This window comes from Pseudorhodobacter aquimaris, assembly GCF_001202025.1.
Classification (GTDB): Bacteria; Pseudomonadota; Alphaproteobacteria; order Rhodobacterales; family Rhodobacteraceae; genus Pseudorhodobacter; species Pseudorhodobacter aquimaris.
Genome location: NZ_LGHS01000042.1, coordinates 1 through 20,768, shown reverse-complemented (window position 1 = coordinate 20,768; position 20,768 = coordinate 1). Strand labels below are relative to the sequence as shown.

Annotated in this window: 20 protein-coding genes; 9 read left to right on the top strand and 11 right to left on the bottom strand. The window is 57.6% G+C overall.

Going from position 1 to position 20,768, the window contains the following annotated elements; all coding sequences use genetic code 11:
• Positions 1-41 precede the first annotated feature (41 nt).
• From iolG to iolD, 6 genes are all read right to left on the bottom strand, one after another.
• The gene (gene iolG / locus AKU94_RS06380) at positions 42-1,031 is read right to left on the bottom strand and encodes an inositol 2-dehydrogenase (RefSeq protein WP_050526485.1); all 990 of its coding nucleotides are present in this window, start codon (positions 1,029-1,031) and stop codon (positions 42-44) included.
• Position 1,032: 1 nt separating this feature from the next.
• Positions 1,033-1,863: a class II fructose-bisphosphate aldolase gene (locus AKU94_RS06375; protein ID WP_050526484.1), complete on the bottom strand. Its 831-nt coding sequence runs from the start codon at positions 1,861-1,863 to the stop codon at positions 1,033-1,035.
• A 71-nt stretch (positions 1,864-1,934) separates the two neighbouring features.
• Positions 1,935-2,783 (bottom strand): 5-deoxy-glucuronate isomerase, encoded by an 849-nt coding sequence (locus AKU94_RS06370; protein WP_050526483.1) that lies wholly within the window; start codon positions 2,781-2,783, stop codon positions 1,935-1,937.
• 11 nt (positions 2,784-2,794) lie between these two features.
• The gene (gene iolC / locus AKU94_RS06365) at positions 2,795-3,772 is read right to left on the bottom strand and encodes a 5-dehydro-2-deoxygluconokinase (RefSeq protein WP_050526482.1); all 978 of its coding nucleotides are present in this window, start codon (positions 3,770-3,772) and stop codon (positions 2,795-2,797) included.
• Positions 3,769-4,608 carry a phytanoyl-CoA dioxygenase family protein gene (locus tag AKU94_RS06360; protein ID WP_050526481.1) on the bottom strand — a complete coding sequence of 280 codons (840 nt, stop codon included), beginning with the start codon at positions 4,606-4,608 and terminating at the stop codon, positions 3,769-3,771. Before AKU94_RS06360 ends, iolC begins: the two co-directional genes overlap by 4 nt.
• Positions 4,608-6,476 (bottom strand): 3D-(3,5/4)-trihydroxycyclohexane-1,2-dione acylhydrolase (decyclizing), encoded by a 1,869-nt coding sequence (gene iolD / locus AKU94_RS06355; protein ID WP_050526480.1) that lies wholly within the window; start codon positions 6,474-6,476, stop codon positions 4,608-4,610. Before iolD ends, AKU94_RS06360 begins: the two co-directional genes overlap by 1 nt.
• A 126-nt stretch (positions 6,477-6,602) precedes the next feature.
• On the opposite strand from iolD, the gene AKU94_RS06350 reads away from it, so the two are divergent.
• From AKU94_RS06350 to AKU94_RS06340, 3 genes are read left to right on the top strand one after another with little or no spacing between them, the layout of a single operon-like run.
• Positions 6,603-7,706, top strand: coding sequence for a Gfo/Idh/MocA family protein (locus AKU94_RS06350; protein ID WP_198144852.1), 1,104 nt, complete (start codon positions 6,603-6,605; stop codon positions 7,704-7,706).
• A 19-nt stretch (positions 7,707-7,725) separates the two neighbouring features.
• A complete protein-coding gene (locus AKU94_RS06345) occupies positions 7,726-8,619 on the top strand; it encodes a TIM barrel protein (RefSeq protein WP_050526478.1) in 894 nt (297 codons plus the stop codon).
• Between the two features lie 10 nt (positions 8,620-8,629).
• Positions 8,630-9,763: a Gfo/Idh/MocA family protein gene (locus AKU94_RS06340; RefSeq protein WP_050526477.1), complete on the top strand. Its 1,134-nt coding sequence runs from the start codon at positions 8,630-8,632 to the stop codon at positions 9,761-9,763.
• Here the strand turns inward: AKU94_RS06340 and AKU94_RS06335 are convergent.
• The gene (locus AKU94_RS06335) at positions 9,760-10,770 is read right to left on the bottom strand and encodes a LacI family DNA-binding transcriptional regulator (protein ID WP_050526476.1); all 1,011 of its coding nucleotides are present in this window, start codon (positions 10,768-10,770) and stop codon (positions 9,760-9,762) included. The genes AKU94_RS06340 and AKU94_RS06335 overlap by 4 nt on opposite strands.
• A 193-nt stretch (positions 10,771-10,963) precedes the next feature.
• Between AKU94_RS06335 and AKU94_RS06330 the strand changes: the two genes are divergently transcribed.
• The 5 genes from AKU94_RS06330 to AKU94_RS06310 all read left to right on the top strand — a co-directional run bounded on the left by AKU94_RS06330 (position 10,964) and on the right by AKU94_RS06310 (position 16,997).
• A complete protein-coding gene (locus AKU94_RS06330) occupies positions 10,964-11,914 on the top strand; it encodes a sugar ABC transporter substrate-binding protein (protein ID WP_050526475.1) in 951 nt (316 codons plus the stop codon).
• 84 nt (positions 11,915-11,998) lie between these two features.
• The gene (locus AKU94_RS06325) at positions 11,999-13,111 is read left to right on the top strand and encodes an ABC transporter permease (protein WP_050526474.1); all 1,113 of its coding nucleotides are present in this window, start codon (positions 11,999-12,001) and stop codon (positions 13,109-13,111) included.
• Positions 13,111-13,890: an ATP-binding cassette domain-containing protein gene (locus AKU94_RS06320; RefSeq protein ID WP_050526473.1), complete on the top strand. Its 780-nt coding sequence runs from the start codon at positions 13,111-13,113 to the stop codon at positions 13,888-13,890. Before AKU94_RS06325 ends, AKU94_RS06320 begins: the two co-directional genes overlap by 1 nt.
• A 305-nt stretch (positions 13,891-14,195) precedes the next feature.
• The gene (locus AKU94_RS06315) at positions 14,196-15,149 is read left to right on the top strand and encodes a TAXI family TRAP transporter solute-binding subunit (protein WP_050526495.1); all 954 of its coding nucleotides are present in this window, start codon (positions 14,196-14,198) and stop codon (positions 15,147-15,149) included.
• Positions 15,150-15,212: 63 nt separating this feature from the next.
• Positions 15,213-16,997: a TRAP transporter permease gene (locus AKU94_RS06310; RefSeq protein ID WP_050526472.1), complete on the top strand. Its 1,785-nt coding sequence runs from the start codon at positions 15,213-15,215 to the stop codon at positions 16,995-16,997.
• Between the two features lie 105 nt (positions 16,998-17,102).
• Here the strand turns inward: AKU94_RS06310 and AKU94_RS06305 are convergent, their stop codons facing one another.
• From AKU94_RS06305 to AKU94_RS06290, 4 genes are all read right to left on the bottom strand, one after another.
• Positions 17,103-17,396 (bottom strand): hypothetical protein, encoded by a 294-nt coding sequence (locus tag AKU94_RS06305; RefSeq protein ID WP_157056446.1) that lies wholly within the window; start codon positions 17,394-17,396, stop codon positions 17,103-17,105.
• A 15-nt stretch (positions 17,397-17,411) separates the two neighbouring features.
• The gene (locus tag AKU94_RS06300) at positions 17,412-18,419 is read right to left on the bottom strand and encodes an Ldh family oxidoreductase (RefSeq protein WP_050526470.1); all 1,008 of its coding nucleotides are present in this window, start codon (positions 18,417-18,419) and stop codon (positions 17,412-17,414) included.
• A gap of 97 nt (positions 18,420-18,516) precedes the next feature.
• A complete protein-coding gene (locus tag AKU94_RS06295) occupies positions 18,517-19,827 on the bottom strand; it encodes a TRAP transporter large permease (protein WP_050526469.1) in 1,311 nt (436 codons plus the stop codon).
• Positions 19,824-20,033 carry a hypothetical protein gene (locus AKU94_RS06290; protein ID WP_050526468.1) on the bottom strand — a complete coding sequence of 70 codons (210 nt, stop codon included), beginning with the start codon at positions 20,031-20,033 and terminating at the stop codon, positions 19,824-19,826. Before AKU94_RS06290 ends, AKU94_RS06295 begins: the two co-directional genes overlap by 4 nt.
• A 125-nt stretch (positions 20,034-20,158) precedes the next feature.
• Between AKU94_RS06290 and istA the strand changes: the two genes are divergently transcribed.
• A partial coding sequence (gene istA, locus AKU94_RS06285) for an IS21 family transposase (protein ID WP_157056377.1) occupies positions 20,159-20,768 on the top strand: 610 nt, incomplete at its 3' end.

Sequence of the window (20,768 nt, the reverse complement as noted above, 5' to 3'; positions counted from 1 at the left end):
CGCCGCACTCCAACCGAGTTTGCAACTTGCTCATCCGCGGTTCAAGCAACGGATATCGCCACCCCCTGCTGCAACGACTGTGTTGCCGCATCCGCAAGCAGTTGGGCGCGCAATCCGTCAGTAATCCCCGGAGAGAACGGCGTATTCTCAAGCAGACCGCGTAGGAAATACTGCATTTCAGCGCGATAGGCCGCCTCATAGCGTTCCAGAAAGAAATGTTGCGCGGGCGCTTTGCGAAAACCCGCTTCCGTTGCGATTTCCACCGAGTTTTCCAGAACGTTTTCCGCGCGCAGCATACCCTTGCTTCCATGCACTTCGATCCGTTGATCATAGCCATATGTCGCGCGGCGCGAATTCGATATCTGGCAAATCTTGCCGCTGGCGGTGGTCAGAGTTACGGCGGCGGTGTCGACATCGCCCGCGCGTCCGATTTCGGGATCGATAAGGGATGAGCCGACCGCATAGATGTTGACGGGTTCTTCGCCCAACAAAAACCGCGCCATGTCCAGATCGTGGATCATCATGTCGCGAAACAACCCGCCAGAGCTTTTGATATAGCTGACCGGCGGCGGGGACGGGTCGCGCGACTGGATGGTCACGATCTCAACCGCGCCAATCTCTCCGGCGGCGATACGGGCCTGCACATTGGCGAAATTCGGATCAAAACGGCGGTTGAAAGCTGTCATAAAAGGCACACCCGCCGCCTCTACAACCGCGATGCAATCGCGGATGCGGTCAGCAGACATATCAACAGGCTTTTCGCAAAAGATGGCCTTGCCGGCGCGGGCGGCTGCGTGGATCAGATCATAATGTGTATCTGTCGGGGTGCCGATGACGATTGCGTCAACCTCTTGGCTTTCGATAAGGGCATGGCTGTCCATGACCTGCGCGCCGGTTTGCGCGGCCAGCAATTGCGCGGGTTCGGCGAATGCATCCGCAACAGCCGAGACGCGCGCGGTACCGATCTGGCCGATGGATCGCGCATGGACCTGCCCGATGCGCCCGCAGCCCAATAGTCCAACTCTCAACATTTCATGCTCCTTTGAAGGCACGCAGCACGCCGCGTGTGGCCTCCATAACGGGGTTATGGGTTTCTTTGAGGATTTGCACCCGGTCAAAGCGGTCGGGATCCGCGTTCACCGCATCACGCAGCGCCTGACCAAAGACCATACGCAATTCGGTGCCGATGTTGAATTTGCAGATACTGGTGCCGCGGGCAAGGGCGGTGCGTTGCGCCACCGGCACACCGGAACCGCCGTGGATAACCAACGGGACGTTTGTCTGTGCGGCGATCGCATGGATGCGGGCCTCGTCCAACCCGCCTTCCTTGTCTTGTTGCAGATGGACGTTACCAACGGAAATCGCCATGGCATCAACGCCCGTGCCACGCGCAAATTGCGCAGCTTCGGCCGGGTCGGTACCGGCAGAGCTTTCGCCGCCCGAATAGCCGACAAAGCCGATCTCACCTTCGCATGACACGCCTGCCCTATGGGCCATTTCGACGATTGCGGCCGTTTCATCGATGTTTTCCGCAAGCGGTTTGCGTGAACCATCAAACATCACCGAGGTAAAGCCGCTGTCGATTGCCAGACGACACTCCTCGGCGGTGTAGCCGTGATCAAGATGGGCCACGACCGGCACCGAGGCCGCTTCGGCCAGATGGCGAAACATCTTGCCCAGCACCGGAAGCGGCGTGTGCTCGCGGCATGATGGCCCCGCTTGCAAGATCACGGGCACCCCCTCCGCTTCGGCTGCCGCCACAAAGGCGCGCATGTCCTCCCAGCCGAGGGTGACCAGACCGGCAACGGCATAGCCGTCGCGCAAGGCCGGTTGTAATACATCTTTCAGTGTGACCAAGGTCATGGATTGCTACCTTTATGAAAACCGCCCTTTGTAGGCATCTTATTGTCCGGGGTTGAACGCGCAAAGGCGTACTATTTGAACTTGGCGACCATGTCCTTGATGCCGGGGATCGTTTCGATCTGATACGCATGGCTTGGCTGAAAGAACTGCACCAAGCTGCGCTGGGTATGGCCACCGAGAATGGTGAAGTAATACATCTCATAGCCGGGCATGACGACACAGGGGTGATAACCCGAGCCGAGCAGTATCGTGGAGCCGTCCATCAGTTGATAGGCATCACCGGGAACACCTTCTTCATGCTGGATGATCTGCACGCCCGCGCCGTGATTGGGGCGGAACCGGAAGTTATAGGTTTCGTCATGGCGGGTTTCGATGATGTTGCCATCGGCGTCCTTGCGGTCTGTGTCGTGCTTATGCGCCGGAAACCCGGACCAGCCACCCTGACCGACCGTAAACAGCTCACTCACCAAAAGGCGGCCAACCTTGTCGTGCTGTTTCTGACCAAGGATGTGTTTTATGCAACGATGTGTCTTGGTATCATCAGAACCGTATTGCACAAAATCATGTTGGCGTACGTCGAAAGGATCCAGAACCTTGTCGTACCTTGCCCCCGCAATAAAGGTTTCAGTGTCGGTTTTGGCGACGATGGTCACCTTGGCGCCGGATGGCACATAGACGCCTTCGGGATCGCCATCCCAAACATTGGTCCGGCGCTTGCCAAGGGCGGCATATGCCACGCCCTCAACATCAACATCAACTGTGCCGGTTGCGGGTACAATGCAGGTTTCATAGCCGGGAACCTGATAGTTGAACGCCTCGCCCGCCTTAAGCTTGACGATATTGAAATAGTTCAGGGGAACCGTCGGGTCATCTGCATCGACGATAGGTTTGTTCTGGTTGTCATGGGGCGCGATATGCATGGAAGTTCCTTTCAGCAGTCGGTGGGGCCGGGATGTGAGGCAAGATAAGCCTCAAGCTCGGCGATGTCGGGCATGGCGGGGGCGCAGCCGGGCTTGGCTACAACGATGGATGCACAGGCAGATCCGCGCAAAACAGCATTGCGCATCGGATGGCCATCCGCCAAAGCGGACAGAAAGCCAGCCATAAAGCTGTCTCCTGCGCCTGTGGGTTTCAGGGCCTTGGTTGGAAAGATGCCGGTACGGATTTCTGTACCATCGGCGAATGTGACAGCCCCCTCGGGGCCCATCTTGTAAACAACAATTCCGGCGGATGATCCCGCCAGTTCACGGGCCTTATCAAGACCCTGTGCAATATCACCTGCCATAAAGCCGAATTCTTCGTCGTTGCCGACAATCACATCCGACAAAGCCCCGGCACGCGACAGGACATCAGCGGCGACCTCGGCCGATGGCCAGCTATAGGGGCGGTAATCCACGTCAAAGATGATCGGCAGCCCCGCAGCTTTGGCAAGCTCGAACGCCCGAAATGCAGCCGCGCGGGACGGCTCGGCGGCAAACACGGTGCCAGCCGTGATCAAGGCACCGTATTGCGCATAATCCACCGCCTCGACATCCTCGATGCTCATCCTGAAGTCGGCGGCGTTGTTGCGATAGATGACGCTTTGATGCTCTTCCACACGGGTCTCATATACCGCGAGAGAGGTGCGTTCTTCGCCCCGGATGCGCCTGACGTGGGTGCGATCAACCCCATAGGCGTCCAGCTGGCCTTCGCAATACCAACCCACAGCATCATCCGACACGCAGGTGACCAAGGCCGACCTGCACCCAAGTTTGACCAGCCCCGCCGCGATATTGGCGCTGCTGCCACCCATGGCAACCATCATTGTCTCGGCGTCGCGCGTGCGTGTGCCTGCAGGGGCAGGCGACAGGTCCATTCCAACGCGCCCGATCACAAGGAAATTACGTTTCTCGATACCGTCCAGAATCATTTTCGGCCCTCTGTGTTACCACCCCGCGCCGCATCCAGCACCTCGGGATAGGGATAATTCAGCCCAAGCAGTTGACGCAGATCCGGGCTGGCCTGGTCCAAAAACTCTTGCGACAGTGCGCCGGGCATGTCTTCCATCGGCTTGACCCATTTGGGCAGGTATTGGATCAGGATCGCACTGCGATCATGGTCTGCGTTGTTGGGCATCGCACAATGCCACGTTGCCCCGTAAAACAAGGCGACGTCGCCGGGCTGACCGGTCATCTGCGCGACTTTGTCAAAGAAATTGTCTTTGGCAGTCGGATAGCGCAGCTCTTTTTGCGATCCGGGCACGTAACCGGTTGCGCCGCTTTCCTGTGTGAACGGGTCCAGCAACACCGAGACCTGCGCATTCATGGGAAATGACCCGTTAAGCCCGATGGGGTGGGTCTCGGGCTTATGGAAATCCCAATAAGGGTAATCCACATGCGGTTCCTGTCCCGGACCGCCGGGCAGGATACGGTTGGCGGCAATAGAGCCCATGATGAACTCGGTCCCAAGGAAGGCACGCAGGATTTCCATCAGCTTGGGATGCGCCGCCATGCGTGAGAACACCTCACCCTTGGCCAAAAGGTTCCAGACGCGGCGTTGCAGGTCCAGCTTGCCGTCTTCGGCGGCAGCACCCTGAAAATGCGTCACCTTTTCGGCGGAGCCTTCGGAGTGGGCCATAACGATCGCGCGGGCATCGGCGACCTCTTGTGGGGTGAACAGGCCGGAAATACCGACAGCACCGCCCCCGTGCAGCAGCTCATCTATGATCTCTGCCGGGTTGGCGGTATCGGCCGTAAAGCGTTTCATCACACCCCCCTACGCTGGGATGAACGCCCGCTTTCCTGATTTTCGTGGGCGGCGCGCACCCGATCGCTTTCGGTGGTATGGGGGGTGCCGACCTCCCACCAGGCGTGCCCTTGTTTGGTCCAGCCGTCATAGGCGTCAACCTTCATCACAATCACGCTGGTTTTTTCAGCGGCTTTGGCCCGCGTGAACGCTGCGCCTAGTTCTGCCGGGTTGGCTGCGGTTTCGACATTGGCCCCCATGGCACCGGCGTGCGCCTCAAAATCAACGGTAAATTGCGCGGTGGCCGTGGGCGTGTCCGCAATCAGGTTATTAAAGCTTTCGTTGCCGGTGTTGTTTTGCAGCTTGTTGATGACGGCAAAGCCACCATTATCAAGCACAAGGATGATAAGCTTCTTTTGCGTGAGGACAGAAGAGTAGATATCCGAGTTGAGCATCAGATAAGACCCGTCCCCGCAGAACACGATGGTATCCTTGTCAGGTTCGCGTTGCGCTTGGGCGATACGGGCCCCCCAGGCGCCCGCAATTTCGTAGCCCATGCAGGAAAACCCGAATTCCACATCCACGGTGCCGATATCCAATGTGCGCCAGTTGGCTGTCACCTCGGCAGGCAATCCACCGGCTGCGGCAACCACACGGTCACGCGGATCGCATAGGTCATTCACAACACCGATCGCCTGCGCATAGGAATTGGGGCGATTGCCCGGTGCCACGTTTTCGGCAACATAGTCATCCCATTTTGCGCGATGGCCCTGCGCCTCGGCAACCCAGCCGCTCGGGGCTGCGTAGTCCAGCGCATCACCCAACGCGGTCAGCGACAGCTTGGCATCCCCCACGACAGGAAGGGAGCGGTGCTTGGCCGCGTCGTGGCGCGCGGCGTTCACGGAGATGAGCTGGGCATCCTTGGCAAAGGCCGTCCATGACCCTGTGGTGAAATCCTGAAGCCGCGTGCCAACTGCAACAATAACATCGGCTTGTTTGGCGATTGCATTGGCGCTGTCGGACCCTGTCACACCAAGCGGCCCGATATTCAGCGGGTGGGTGGCCAGCATATTGGCCCGCCCCGCTATGGTCTCTACGACCGGAATTTGATGCGCTTCGGCAAAAGCCGTCAATTCGGCAACCGCGCGCGAATATTGGACGCCCCCGCCCGCAATGATCATCGGGCGTTTCGCACCCGACAACACGGTGACTGCATCGGCAATCTCGCGCATGTCAGGGGATTGGCGGCGAATGCGGTGGACCTTCTTTTCAAAAAAGACGGCGGGGTAGTCATATGCCCAGCCCTGCACATCTTGCGGCAACCCCAGAAAAGCGGGGCCGCAATCAGCAGGGTCCAGCATCGTCGCCAATGCATTGGGCAGCGACTGGATGATTTGCGCGGGATGGGTGATACGATCCCAGTAGCGCACGACCGGCTTGAACGCATCATTCACACCAAAGGTCGGGTCGTTGTAATTCTCCATCTGTTGCAGGACCGGGTCGGGCAGACGGGTCTGGAACGTATCGCCGCACAACAACAACATCGGCAGCCGGTTCGCATGGGCCAGTGCGGCACTGGTCAACAGGTTCGTCGTGCCTGGCCCGGCACTGGCCGTGCAGAACATAAACCGCTGGCGCAGCCATTGCTTTGCATAGCCCGCCGCCGCGAATCCCATGCTTTGCTCGTTCTGGCCGCGATACAGGGGAAGCTGGTCCTGCACGCCGTACAGGGCCTCACCCAGACAGGTGACATTGCCGTGGCCGAAAATGCCAAAACCACCGCCGCAGACGCGCAGTTCCTCGCCATCTATCTCAATGAACTGATTGGACAACCAGCGAATAATTGCTTGCGCGGTCGTAAGGTGGACTGTGTCTTGTTGAACGGTCATATCGGCGCGATCCTCTTGGGAAAATCCGGCACTGTTGCCGAATGCAGCTTGCAGGGTTTAGATTCTCAAGATACAAGTTTTGCAACCGGTTGCAAACAATATTTCCAAAGCGGGGGGGGACACAACATGACACAGATAGGAATTGGCATCCTTGGTGGGGGCTATATGGGCAAAGCCCATGCCGTTGCGATGTCTGCGGTCGGGGCGGTTTTCAACACAAAGCTGCGCCCACGGCTGGAGATGGTCTGCGCCTCAACCCCCCAAAGCGCCGAGCGTTACCGCGCGGCCTACGGGTTTGCGCGGCCCACCGATGACTGGAAGGCCCTGGTACACGACCCCAAGGTTGAGGCGATCATTATCGCCAGCCCGCAAGAGACCCATCGCGACGTGGCCGAGGCCGCATTTGCTTTGGGCAAGCCAGTGTTTTGCGAAAAACCGCTTGGCGCATCACTTGACGACAGCCGCGCGATGGTTGCCGCAGCCGAGGCGGCGGGTGTCGCCAATATGGTTGGGTTCAACTACATCCGCACCCCCGCCAGCCAGTTTGCTCGGCAGTTGATCACCGATGGGGCAATCGGCGATGTGACCTGGTTTCGCGGCGAACATACCGAGGATTTCTACGCCGACCCGAACGCCCCCGCAACATGGCGCACCACCGGTGAGGCCAACGGCACAATGGGCGATCTGGCACCGCATATGATCAATGGCGCACTGGCACTTTTGGGGCCGATCGCGCGCGTCAACGCAACTGTTGAGACCGTACATACAACCCGCCCCGGCGGCGAGGTGACCAATGATGACCACGCCCAGATGATGTGCCGGTTTGAAAACGGGGCAATGGGGCAGATGTATTTCAGCCGAATCGCGACGGGGCGCAAAATGGGCTATGCCTATGAAATCAGCGGAACCAAAGGGGCCATACGGTTCGACCAAGAGGATCAGAACGCCATCTGGCTCTATCGGATGGAGGGGCCAGAGGCGACGCGCGGGTTTACCAAAATCCTGACCGGCCCGGCGCACCCGGACTACGAACCCTTTTGTCAGGGGCCAGGGCATGGCACCGGATATCAGGACCAGATCATCATCGAGTCGCGGGACTTTCTGGCCGCGATCGAAACAAACAAACCCGTCTGGCCAACCTTTCGCGACGGCATGGAGGTGAACCGCGTGATTGCGGCCGCCATGGCCTCATCGCGCAGTGAAATCTGGCAAGACATAAATTCGTTCTGAGCATTGGAAAGGCACAAGAATGGCAATCAGAATTGGCAACGCCCCCTGTTCCTGGGGTGTCGAATTTGCGGATGATCCGCGCAACCCAACGTGGCAATCCGTCCTCAAGGACTGTGCGGCCGCTGGTTATAAGGGGATCGAATTGGGTCCTGTCGGCTTTATGCCCGAAGACCCTGCATTGCTGGGCGAAGCGCTGGCAGAACATGATCTGGAGTTGATTGGTGGCGTGGTCTTTCGCCCCTATCACGATCCTGATGCATGGGATGACGTATTGGACGCCACCCACCGGACGGCAAAGGCGCTCAAGGCGCATGGGGCCAAGCACCTGGTGTTGATCGATTCGATCTCTCCGCGCCGTGCGCCAACTGCGGGACGTGCCGCCGAGGCCGAGCAAATGGACAAGGCGGAATGGACCGCCTATCGTGATCGCATTGCAGAAACTGCGCGGATCGGGGCCGAGGAATACGGTTTGACAGTCGGCATTCACGCCCACGCTGCAGGCTTCATGGATTTTGAGCCCGAGCTGGAACGGCTGCTGGACGAGGTGGATGAGGGCATCCTCAAGATATGTTTTGACACCGGGCACCACTCCTATGCGGGTTTTGATCCGGTTGCCTTCATGAAGCGCCATATCAACCGCATTTCTTACATGCACTTCAAAGACATCGACCCCAAGGTAAAGGCAGATGTGATCGCCAATCGCACGGGGTTCTATGACGCCTGCGGGCAAGGGATTTTCTGCAATCTGGGCGAGGGTGACGTGGATTTCAAAGCCGTGCGTCAGGTCCTGCTGGACGCCGGGTTTGAGGGTTGGTGCACCGTCGAGCAGGATTGCGATCCGACGCTTGATCCAGACCCGGTCGGTGATGCACGCAAAAACCGAGAGTTCCTTGAAACTATTGGCTTTAAGTAAAGGATAACCCATGAAAAAACTGAATTGGGGCATGATCGGTGGCGGTGAAGGCAGCCAGATTGGGCCGGCCCACCGCTTGGGCGCACTTGCAGATGGTAATTTTGTGCTGGCGGCAGGCGCCTTGGATCATAACGCTGAAAAAGGGCGCGCCTATGCGCAAAGCCTTGGTGTCGCCGCCGACCGCGCCTATGGCGATTGGCAAGAAATGCTGAAAGGTGAGAGCGGGCGCGAGGACCGCGTTGATCTGGTAACAGTGGCCACACCAAATTCCACCCATTTTGAAATCACCAAGGCCTTTCTTGAAGGCGGTTTCAACGTGCTGTGCGAAAAACCGATGACAATGACGGTAGAGGAAGGCGAGGAAATCGTGAAAATCGCCGCCAAGACCGGCAAGATTTGTGCGGTGAACTACTGCTATTCTGCCTATCCCATGGTGCGCGAGATGCGCGAAATGGTGCGCAGTGGGCAATTGGGTAAGGTGCGTCTTATCGTGACCAATTTCAGTCACGGCCACCACGGCGATGCGACCGATGCAGATAACCCCCGGGTGCGCTGGCGCTATGATCCCGCGATGGCCGGGGTGTCTGGCCAATTTGCAGACTGCGGCATCCACGCGCTGCACATGGCAAGCTTTATCGCAGGTGATACCGTTCGCAGTCTCAGCGCCGATTTCGCATCGACAATCCCCAGCCGCCAGCTGGAAGACGATGCGATGGTCAATTTCCGCCTTGAAGGTGGCACGGTCGGGCGGCTCTGGACCAGTTCGGTCGCAATCGGGCGCCAACACGGATTTGACATTCAGGTGTTTGGCGAAACCGGCGGCATGCGCTGGCGTTCAGAAGAGCCAAACCAAGTCTATTACACCCCCGTCGGGGGCCGCACACAGATCATGGAAAAGGGCGATAGCGGGCTGAGCGATGAGGCCCAGCGCCTGAGCCGCGTGGCCATTGCCCACCCCGAAGGGTTCCCATTGGCCGTTGCGAATATCTATGTCGATCTTGCATCAGCCCTGCGCGGCGAACGTCGTGACGGGCTGCCCACAGCCGAAGACGGCCTGCGGTCGATGGCGGCCGTACATCAGGCAGTCGCCTCAGCCACCAAGCAAGGCGAATGGGTGGACGCGCGCCCACCTATGTATCGCTAAGGACGGGATTGGACGGGGCGCAAAGTGCCCCGCTCTACCAGCTTGCAGGGAAAGAGCCGGACCTCAGGATAGCGGTCCGGCTCATCCAGCATAGCGACGATCAGCTCCACCGACGAATTGATAATATGCTCTATCGGCTGGCCGATGGTCGTCAGATTGATATTGGCCCAGCCCGCCATTTCCATATCATTGAAGCCAATAATCCCGATGTCTTCGGGCACCCGCAGGCCGGCATCGGCCAATGCCGATAGCGCGCCGATGGACAGTACATCATCACCACAAAAATACGCCTCTGCCAGGTCTCCGATAGCGATCAGGCGCTGCATCTCGGCACGGCCTGCCTCAAATGAATAGTCATCCGCAAAGGAATGGCGGCGCGTGGCCTCGGGGTGTTTGGCAAGCTCCTGCGCGAATCCCCGAAACCGGTCATGGGTCGAGGTGGCGGCTTCTGGTCCGCCCATGAAGCCAACGGATGTATAGCCGCGTTCAATCAATGCGCGGGCCGCCATGCGCCCACATTCAGAGTTGTCCACCCCGACGACATGCACATCCGGCGAGGTCGAGAATCGCCCGAAGCTGTTGACGACCGGCACACCGGCATCGCGAAATGCGCGGGAAAATTCTGGTGGCAGGGTTGAAGAAGCAACAATAACACCGTCCACCGAATATTGTTGCAGGCGCCGCACCGAGGTCGCCGCGTCATGTTCACCGCTCAGGTTCATCAGCAGGGGGCGCAGCCCTTTGTCCTGTAGCTTGCGAGTGAACAAATCGAATACTTGCAGAAAAATCGGGTTGTGAAAATTGTTCGACACAAGCCCGATAAGCTTGGTACGCCCCGTGGTCAGAGAGGACGCCAAGGCATTGGGAGAATAGCCTAAATCCGCCGCGGCTTTTTCGACCTTGCGCCGCATCTTTTCGGAAACGGAAGCGCCATCGGTAAAGGTCCGCGAGACGGCGGATGTCGATACACCGGCGCGGCTTGCCACGTCTTTCAGGGTTACCGCCATGGTCTGTTTCTATCCTTTTGACATGTTCGGGCATTGCCCGGGGTTCCAGCTATTTAAAGGCGCAAAACAGGTAAGTCGAAGAAATTATTGCAACCGGTTGCAAAAGAGATCAAACCGTGCTTTGATTGTCTAACATGCGGGGGCCATGCCCCTTATTGAACCGTCCGGATAAAAAATTCCTTGGGAGGAAAACATGAAATCTACGATGAGAAAGCTGCTGTTAACGGCAGCAATCGCTGCGACACCGCTGCTGGCTGCGACGCAAGCCGCCGCAGAGGGTGAGAAATATATCCTCGTAAGCCACGCACCAGATTCCGACAGCTGGTGGAACACCGTCAAAAACGGCATCGCCCTTGCCGGTGAACAGATGGATGTAACCGTTGAATACCGCAACCCGCCAACCGGTGACTTGGCAGATATGGCCCGCATCATCGAACAGGCGGCGGCGTCGCAGCCGGACGGGATCATCACCACATTGTCCGACTATGATGTTCTCAAGGGGCCAATCATGGCGGCTGTGGACTCCGGTGTTGATGTGATCATCATGAACACCGGCACGCCCGAGCAGGCAGCCGAAGTTGGTGCATTGATGTATGTCGGCCAACCTGAATATGACGCCGGTCTGGCTGCAGGCAAGCGCGCGGCGCGTGACGGGATCGAATCGTTCCTCTGTGTGAACCACTACATCTCCTCACCTTCGTCGGCCGAGCGTTGCCAAGGTTTCGCGGACGGTCTGGGTGTGGATCTGGGCAATCAGATGATCGATGCGGGTCAGGACCCTGCCGAAATCAAGAACCGAGTGTTGGCTTACCTCTCAGCCAACCCGAAAACTGACGCGATCCTGACACTTGGGCCAACCTCTGCTGATCCGACGCTATTGGCGCTGAATGAAAACGGCATGGCCGGTGCCATCTACTTTGGCACATTCGACCTTGGCGAAGAGATCATCAAAGGTATCAAGGCGGGCGTAATCAATTGGGGTATCGACCAACAGCCGTTCCTGCAGGCTTACCTGCCGGTTGTGGTGATGACCAACTATCACCGCTACGGCGTTCTGCCAGGCAACAACATCAACTCCGGTCCGGGGTTTGTGACGGCTGATGGCCTTGAAAAGGTTGAAGAGTTCGCTGGCGAGTACCGCTAAGCTCTTTGGCAGAATGAAAAAAGGCGGCGGGCTATTGTCGCCTTTTTTCAAGGAACCCTCATAGCACGACAAGGATGAAATAGGATGTCTGACGTCTCAAGTGGTGACGAAAGAATTAAGGAAATGTCAAAGGTCCGAAAGGCGTTGATGCGGCCTGAATTGGGCGGGATTGTCGGCACCGTCGCGGTCTTTGTCTTCTTTGGTTTGTTTGCCTTCGACAGCGGCATGTTCAATGCGCAAGGCATCATGAACTGGTCGGTCGTTTCTGCGCAATTCATGATCATTGCGGTGGGGGCCTGCCTCTTGATGATATCGGGGGAGTTTGACCTCTCTGTCGGGTCGATGATTGGCTTTGCAGGGATGATGATCGCGATTTTCGGGGTCACCCTGGGCTGGCCGATGTGGATCGCGATCCTTGTGACATTCGTGATCTGCGTCGCATTCGGCGCCTTGAATGGCTATATCGTCGTGAAAACCGGATTGCCAAGCTTCATCGTAACGCTGGCGACATTGTTCATCCTGCGCGGTTTCACAATTTTCATTCCCCAAACGATTGAGCGCAAGACCATCATCGGCGGTATTCGCGAGGCGGCCGAGGGCGATTGGCTTGCGCCGCTGTTTGGGGCCAAGATCGGCGCGCCGATCTTTAACTGGTTGGGCGATATGGGCATTATCGCCACGTTTGAGCGCGGCAACCGGATGGGCGAACCTGTGGTCGACGGCATTCCGATGCTGATGGTCTGGGCTTTGGGGCTGGTCATCTTTGGCCATTGGCTGCTGACGCGCACACGCTTTGGCAACTGGATTTTCGCATCGGGCGGTGACGCCGATGCTGCACGCAACTCTGGTGTTCCGGTGAACGCGGTTAAAATCCAGATGTTCATGTTCACCGCCTTTTGCGCCACAGTCTTTGCCGTATGCCAGGTGATGGAGTTCGGGTCCGCAGGTGCCGATCGCGGGTTGCTCAAGGAGTTTGAGGCGATCATCGCGGTGGTCATTGGTGGCGCGTTGCTGACAGGGGGCTATGGCTCGGTGATCGGTGCCGCGCTTGGCGCGCTTATCTTTGGGGTTGTGCAACAGGGGCTATTTTTCGCCGGTGTTGAAAGCTCGCTGTTCCGCGTGTTTCTTGGCGTTATTCTTTTGGCAGCCGTGATCCTGAACACCTATATCCGGCGCATTATCACGGGAGAACGCTGATGAACGATCCCATTATCCAGATGAAGAACATCCAAAAGCACTTTGGCAGTGTAATCGCGCTGGCGGGGGTGTCCGTGGATATTCGCGGGGGTGAGTGTCACTGTCTGCTGGGTGACAACGGGGCGGGTAAGTCCACCTTCATCAAGACGATGTCAGGTGTGCATAAACCCACGTCGGGCGAGATCATCTTTGAAGGCAAGCCGATGAATTTCACGCGCCCCCGCGATGCGATTGAGGCCGGGATAGCTACGGTGCACCAACATCTTGCGATGATTCCTTTGATGAGCGTCAGCCGGAATTTCTTTATGGGCAATGAGCCGATTAAGAAGTTCGGTCCGATCAGACTGTTCGATCACGATCATGCCAATGAAATCACGATGCGCGAAATGAAAAAGATGGGCATCAACCTGCGCGGACCGGATCAGGCGGTCGGCACATTGTCAGGCGGTGAACGTCAGACGGTTGCCATTGCACGCGCGGTGCATTTCGGCGCGAAGGTGCTGATCCTGGATGAGCCAACCTCGGCTTTGGGGGTACGGCAGACGTCCAATGTGTTGGCAACGATCGATAAGGTGCGCAAACAGGGCATCGCCGTGGTATTCATCACCCACAACGTGCGTCACGCTATGGCGGTTGGGGATCGGTTTACCGTGCTCAACCGGGGCCAAACCCACGGCACCGCAATGAAAGGGGAAATCACCCCCGAAGAGCTTCAGGACCTGATGGCCGGCGGGCAAGAACTTGCCACGCTTGAGGGCAGTTTGGGCGGAACCGTCTGATCGACCTGACGCTGAATGCCGTCCCGCCGGTGAAAAACCCGGCGGGACGTGCTGTTACCTCTATTGTTCGCGTGTCTCAATCGCGGACATGCCGTTTTGGCGTATCGCGCGGCGCAACAGCGTACCGCTGACAGAATATACCCCTTTTTCCCTAACAACGCTGACCATTGGCCGTTATCTGGCCGCGACCACAGCCGCAGTCTCGACAATATGTGAAGGGGCTGCCACAAAGTCCTCCGGTGGTATTTTCCGCAACTGACATGAATCGCGGGATTTCGTCGTTAGATCTGAAGGAAGAAACGGTTATGAATGCATTGAGACAAACAATTTGCGCCGCACTGGCAGTCGGGCTGATGGGGACCGCGGCAAATGCTGAAACCCGCGTCACTTACAAATCCGCCAAATCAGGGTCATCCTACTATCAGATGGGCGTCGAACTTGCCGAGGCTATGAAAACCGGAAGCGGTGGGGAAATCTCTGTCACGATGGAAGAGAGCCAAGGCTCGGTTCAGAACGTCATGGAAGTGCGCGCGCGCGGTGCCGATTATGTCTTTACGACCCCACCGTCGCTTGTAGGCCTCGCTCAGGATGGCAAGGCTATGTTCGAAGGCAAAAGCGTCCCCGCCTTCGATGAAATACGTGCGCTCTTTCCGATCCCCTCGCTGACCATGCACTTTGTGATGTCCCAGAACAGCAAAGCAACCTCGCTCGCCGATCTTGAAGGCAAGAGAATCCTATTGGGCAAAGGGTCCTTTGGCGCCACCGAAGGCGCAAAATACCTGGATATATTCGGGTTGTCTGACCGCGTTAACATCGCAGACGCAGAGCTAAGCAACGCAGTCGCAGCCCTTAAAAACGGGCAAATCGACGGCTTCGTCACCGCAGGGTCATTCCCCGCACCCAATGTCGTTGAGGCCGCAGCTTCGACGCCCGTGGACCTGATCTCGCTTACCGATGAGCAGGTCGCCCAATCCAAGCGCACGCGAATTGTTATTCCGGCAGGTACCTATGCCGGCCAAGAGCAGGACATCGTTACAACCTCGCTTCCCGTGGTCGCATTCACGACAACAAAGATGGATGATGAGACGGCCTATCAACTGACCAAGACCTATTGGGAAAACAAAGAGAAGATGGCCGACACGTCACCTTGGTGGGGCAATGTTACGCCAGACCTGATGGGCAACATTACCACAGAGTTCCACCCCGGCGCCCTGCGGTATTATCAAGAAGCGGGAATTGCGACGCATGCGTCGCAGTAACATGATGCGCGGTGCGGGGTTTCCGTGCCGCGGTTTGCTATTTTGAAACTGGACGTCCCGTAAATGATAAAACTACCCGAGAACCGTTGGGCGGCGTATTTCTGGATCGCGCTCGCGATGGCACTGGTCGCCTATCATCTGGCTCTGGTATTTTCCGGGTTGGTGCCAAATCTTGTCAGCAGGCCGCTGCATATGGCCTTCATTCTTCCGTTCGCCTTGATCCTTGATGCAGGCACGCGTTTGCGGCGGATCACAGGGACCATTCTGGCGGGACTGGGAATCGCCGGGGCGCTTTGGGTGGCGTTCAACAGTGAAGCGCTTGGGGACCAATACGGGTTTATCGAAAGCGATTTTCAGCTCGCGGTGGCGATAACACTTCTTTTGGTGGTGCTGGAAACAGCGCGGCGTGTCATCGGTTGGCCGCTTCCGTTGGTGGCGGGGCTGGCCCTGCTCTATGGGTTGTTCGGGCAGTACATACCCGGGGAATTCGGGCATTCCGGCACCCCCGCAGAAAGCTTCTTTGGGACATTGACCGTCGCCGAGGGCGGTATCTGGGGCACGCTGACCGGGGTATCGGTAACAGTTGTGGCCATTTTTGTTATCTTTGGGGCGGTTCTGAACGCTGGTGAGGCCGGGCAAGGCTTCATGAATGTTGCGGCGGCCGCTGCTGGTCGGCTAAAGGGCGGCGCAGCCAAGGTTTCGGTCCTATCCTCAGCACTATTCGGGTCGATTTCCGGTTCAGCATCGGCAAATGTTGCGTCAACCGGCGCGATTACATTGCCCGCAATGACCAAGCTTGGCTATCCCAAACGCCTTGCTGCGGCGGTCGAGGCGGTGGCATCCTCAGGCGGGCAGATCATGCCCCCGCTCATGGGCGCAGGGGCCTTTGTGATGGTTGAACTGACCGGAGTGCCCTATACGGGGATTATGGCGGCGGCCGCACTGCCGGCGCTGCTGTATTTCCTGGCTGTCTGGGTCGGTATCAACGCCTATGCCCGACGCTTTGCCCTTAAAAGCATGGCAGAGGCCGACCGGCCCTCAACGCGGGATGTCGTCGTTACATCCCTGTTCTTCCTTGTGCCGTTTTCCGTACTTTTATGGGGTATGTTCGGCGCGAACTTCACTCCAGAGTATTCGGCCGCGATGGCGATCCTTTCGGCGGCTTTGCTGTTGTTCTTTAACGCCCAGCTGACCTTTTTGCCAAACCAGATCGCCAACCGTCTGACAAGCGCCGTCCTGAACGCCGCGCGTCAGGTTTCCTTGATTGCAGCGATCATCCTTTGCGCCTCGATCATCATCGGCGTTCTGTCGATTACCGGTCTTGGCGTGAAAATTACCTCCCTCATCCTTGAGGGATCGGGCGGACTTCTTTGGCCATCGCTGTTATTGACCGCACTGGCCTGTCTGATCTTGGGGATGGAGGTGCCGACCACCGCGGCCTACGTCATTTGCGTTTCCGTGGCAGGGCCCGCGCTTATCAAACTGGGGCTCTCGCCCTTGCAGGCCCATCTTTTCGTGTTCTGGTTCGCACTCCTGTCCACAATCACGCCACCCGTCTGTGGCGCGGTTTTTATTGCGGCCGGAATGATCGGCGAAAATTGGTTGAAAGTCGCGTTGACCGCGATGGCGCTTGGTATTGGCCTTTATATCATCCCGCTGGGCATGATCGCCAATCCAGATATGCTGAGGCTGGCCGAAGATCCTCTGCCCGCTCTGATTGCGGGCGGCCGCGTGGCCCTTGGCTTGACGTTGCTTTCATCAGGGCTGATCGGGGCGCGGCGGCTGGTTCCAACGATCGCTCTTTGTGCAGGTGGTCTTGCGGTCATATTCTCGGGGCTTTGGTTCTGACGGCCATTATCGGCGGGCAGCCTTACGAGAGTTAATACGGTGCCGGGCCAGGCCGATTGTCTTGGCGGGGCCCGTTTTTAAAACATGGCGTGTCAACCCGGGGCGCTAAGCCGCGTCGGACCTTATCGCCGCAATCATATCCGCAAGCAGCGCTAGCGAATGGTTGGAAAGCGACAGCTCCACCGGGTCGCCGGTCTCTGCCGAAATATCGACCGCCAGATAGCTTTCCATCACCATACGGGCATGTTCGGGCGATGCGATCGGATCTGTCTCAAGCAGCACGCTTTCAAGAAAATGGATCGCTTCCGGCCCCATCTGCCCCGCATACATAGGGTCAACAGGCGGCCCAAGCCGTTGCACGCACCGTGCCGCTTGGGTTTCAGGCCGCCTGACTCTCATCTTAGGGGTCCGAGCCTAGTCTTTGGCCAGTTGATCCAGCTCTTGCAACAGCTCGCTTGAAATCAACAACCCTTCTTTATCCGATCGTTGCTTGGCTGTTCGGCGGCGCTGTGATGGCAGGCGGGCACCCTGCGCCTCAATTTCCTTGAACAACCCTTCGGCAGATTCGTATGAGACGCCGAAGCACGCAGGATCTAGGACAATGATCAACTCTCCATGTGTGATGTTCTTGGTGTCAGAGGTGTTCAACGGGGCGGTCTGACAGCTTAGCAAATCGCCAATCAGGGAACCGGCCAAAAGCTCCACCATGATCGAGATGGCCGAACCCTTGTGCTTGCCAAAGGGCAACAAGGCCCCCGACATCGCGCTTTCGGCGTCGGTCGTGGGGTTGCCCTCACTGTCGATCGCCCATTCGGGTGGCAAGGTTTCGCCCCTTCTTCGCCGGATCTCAATCTCACCGCGGGCAGAGGCACTGGTGGCAAAGTCGAACGTATAGGGGTCACTCCCCGGACGGGGCCATGAGAACGCCATCGGATTGGTGCCCAGCAATGGCTTGATGCCGCCATAAGGTGCCACAAAAGGAAGCGTAGGCGACATCGCTAGGCCAACAAGACCCAGATCAGAGATTTTCTCGACCTCCCACCATAGTGCGGAATAGTGAAAGCTGTTGTTGATGGCCATCGCTGCGATCCCGTTGGCACGCGCCTTTTCAGCGAGCAGCACCAAGCCCTTTTCAAAGGCCAGAAGCGAGTTCCCCTGAAGGGCGTCCACCTTGACGACGCTTGCGGCATGGTCGGTCACCACTGGCTGTGACGTGAGGTTGATCTGGCCGGATTTGGCCGCATTGTAACAATCAAGCAAACGGTACAACCCGTGAGAATGGCACTCCTGTGCCTGCGCATCGACCATGTTCTGAATCATACTTGATGCATGCTCATCAGAATACTGCGCCTTTGCAAGGATCGCGGCCGCAAGCGCGCGGGCTCTCTCTAACGAAATGTGCTCGTAACTCTTCTTTTCCATGTCTTGTCTCTCACGTCTTCATGAATAGGTGGGCGGCATGAACAGATACACCTGAGGTTCAGGTGCAGCTGTTCAGCCTTAGGTTTTGGATATGTGGCTACCGAACTGATTGCGGCATCAACCAACCCGGAAGCCAAAGCGCGATTTCCGGAAAGATGATAATCAGCAGCAGGATAAACAGCATCGGCAGCAGGATGATCACGACATCTTTCATCACCTGCACAACGTTCATGCCCCCGATTGCCGCCGATATCAAAAGGCACAGCCCATATGGCGGCGTCACCAACCCAAAGGCCAAAGACACGATCCCGATGATCGCAAAGGCAATCGGGTGAATATCCGCAGCGGCCGCAACCGGCATCAACACAGTTCCCAAAATGATGATGGTCGGGATCGCATCAATGAACAACCCAAAGAACAGGAACAGCGCTGCGATAACTAACGCTGTGCCAAAATAGCCGAACTCCATGCTGGTCATTACCGTCACAATCAGGCGGGGAACGTTGTAAAAGGCCAAGAGCCAGCCAAAGGCAGTGGCCGTGCCGATCGCAAACAATGAGATCGACGCAAAGCGGCCTGTCTCATAGAAAATCTGGCCCAGTTCACGCACCGTGACCGTCCGGTAAACGAACATGCCGAGGATCAAAGAATAGATCGCCGCGACGATCGCACTTTCGGTCGGGGTAACGATGCCCCCCACAATGCCGCCAACCACAAAGACTGGCGTCAGCATGGCCAGAAACGACCCCTTGAACGCCGTGATGATATCGCGGAAGGTCGGCACCCCGATGATCGGATAGTTGTAGACCTTGGCATAGCCGTAAACCGTGGCCATCAAGCCAAGGCCGATCATGATCCCCGGTATCGCACCGGCCAGGAAAAGCGCGCCAACCGAAGTTTGCATCACCCCGCCCCAGACCACCATCAGGATACTCAGTGGAATGATGACCCCCATAACCGAGGAACAGGCCGTGATCGCAATCGTAAACCGCCGGTCATACCCCTCACGCACCATCGCGGGGATCAGGATCTTGCCACAGCCCGCAGCATCGGCCGTGGACGACCCGGAGATCCCGGCAAACAGCATGGAAACAGCCACGTTCACATGACCCAGCCCGCCCGGCATCCACCCCGTCAGCACCCGCGCAAGGTCGATCAGCTTGTCGGTAATCTTGCCCGAGTTCATCAGGTTGGCCGCCAACAGAAAAAACGGCACAGCCAAAAGAATGAAGGAGTTATAAGACTGGAACATCCGATCCAGCACGATGAAAGGTGTGAGCCTCAAATCCATCAGCACAACAGGGATGGTCGCAAGCCCAAGCGCAAACGCCACAGGCACGCGCAGCAGGACAAGCAAGATGAAGCCGCCGACCAAAAGGCCACAGGCAAGGCCGGTTGATACGATCATTTAACGACACTCCGCGTTGTTCTATACGTCTCGACTTCTTCAAAAAGCCGGTAACCGGCGAATATTGCCCAGAAGGCTCCGGCGATTGGTACAGAAATAAAGGTAACAATGAGGTTGGCACGCATCATCAGGGAATTTTGGATCAGGCCGAACTGTGCGTATTCAATCCCGTACCAGACAAAAATCAGGCCAAAACCTATGATCAAGACGTGAACCAGTGTTGATTGTCACTGAGAACTGACCCGGCAACAGCAGAAATTGTCATTGAGAATTGACCCATGTGCAACCTTGCCCCTGCTTGATTCAGCTGGGGGCTATTGGAGTGGTAGACATGGGATTTTTGAGGGTTATTCGGAAATGGGCGCTGCGAGACAAGATGCCCATTCGCGAGATTGCGCGGCGTACAGGCGTATCTCGCAACACGATCAAGAAGTATCTGCGGGCTGGGATTGTCGAGCCCGAGTTTCAGAGACCGGACCGGCCGAGCAAGCTGGATCCGTATGCTGAGAAGCTGACAGCCTGGTTGCTGTCTGAGCAGCGCAAATCACGCAAGGAGCGGCGGACTGCCAAGCAGATGCATGCCGATCTGGTGCAGCTTGGCTTTGATGGCTCATATGAGCGGGTTGCGGCCTTTGTGCGGGACTGGAAGGGTGAACGGCAACGCGCATATCACACGACTGACCGCGGGGTCTTCGTTCCGCTGGTGTTCCAGCCTGGCGAGGCGTTTCAATTCGATTGGAGCGAGGACTGGGCCTATGTTGGCGGCGAGCGCATCAAGCTTCAGGTCGCCCATATCAAGCTGTCGCACAGCCGCGCCTTCTTGGTGCGGGCCTATCTGCTGCAAACGCATGAGATGCTGTTCGATGCCCACTGGCATGGCTTCCGGGGGTTTGAGGGTGTTCCAGGGCGCGGCGTCTACGACAACATGAAGACAGCCGTCG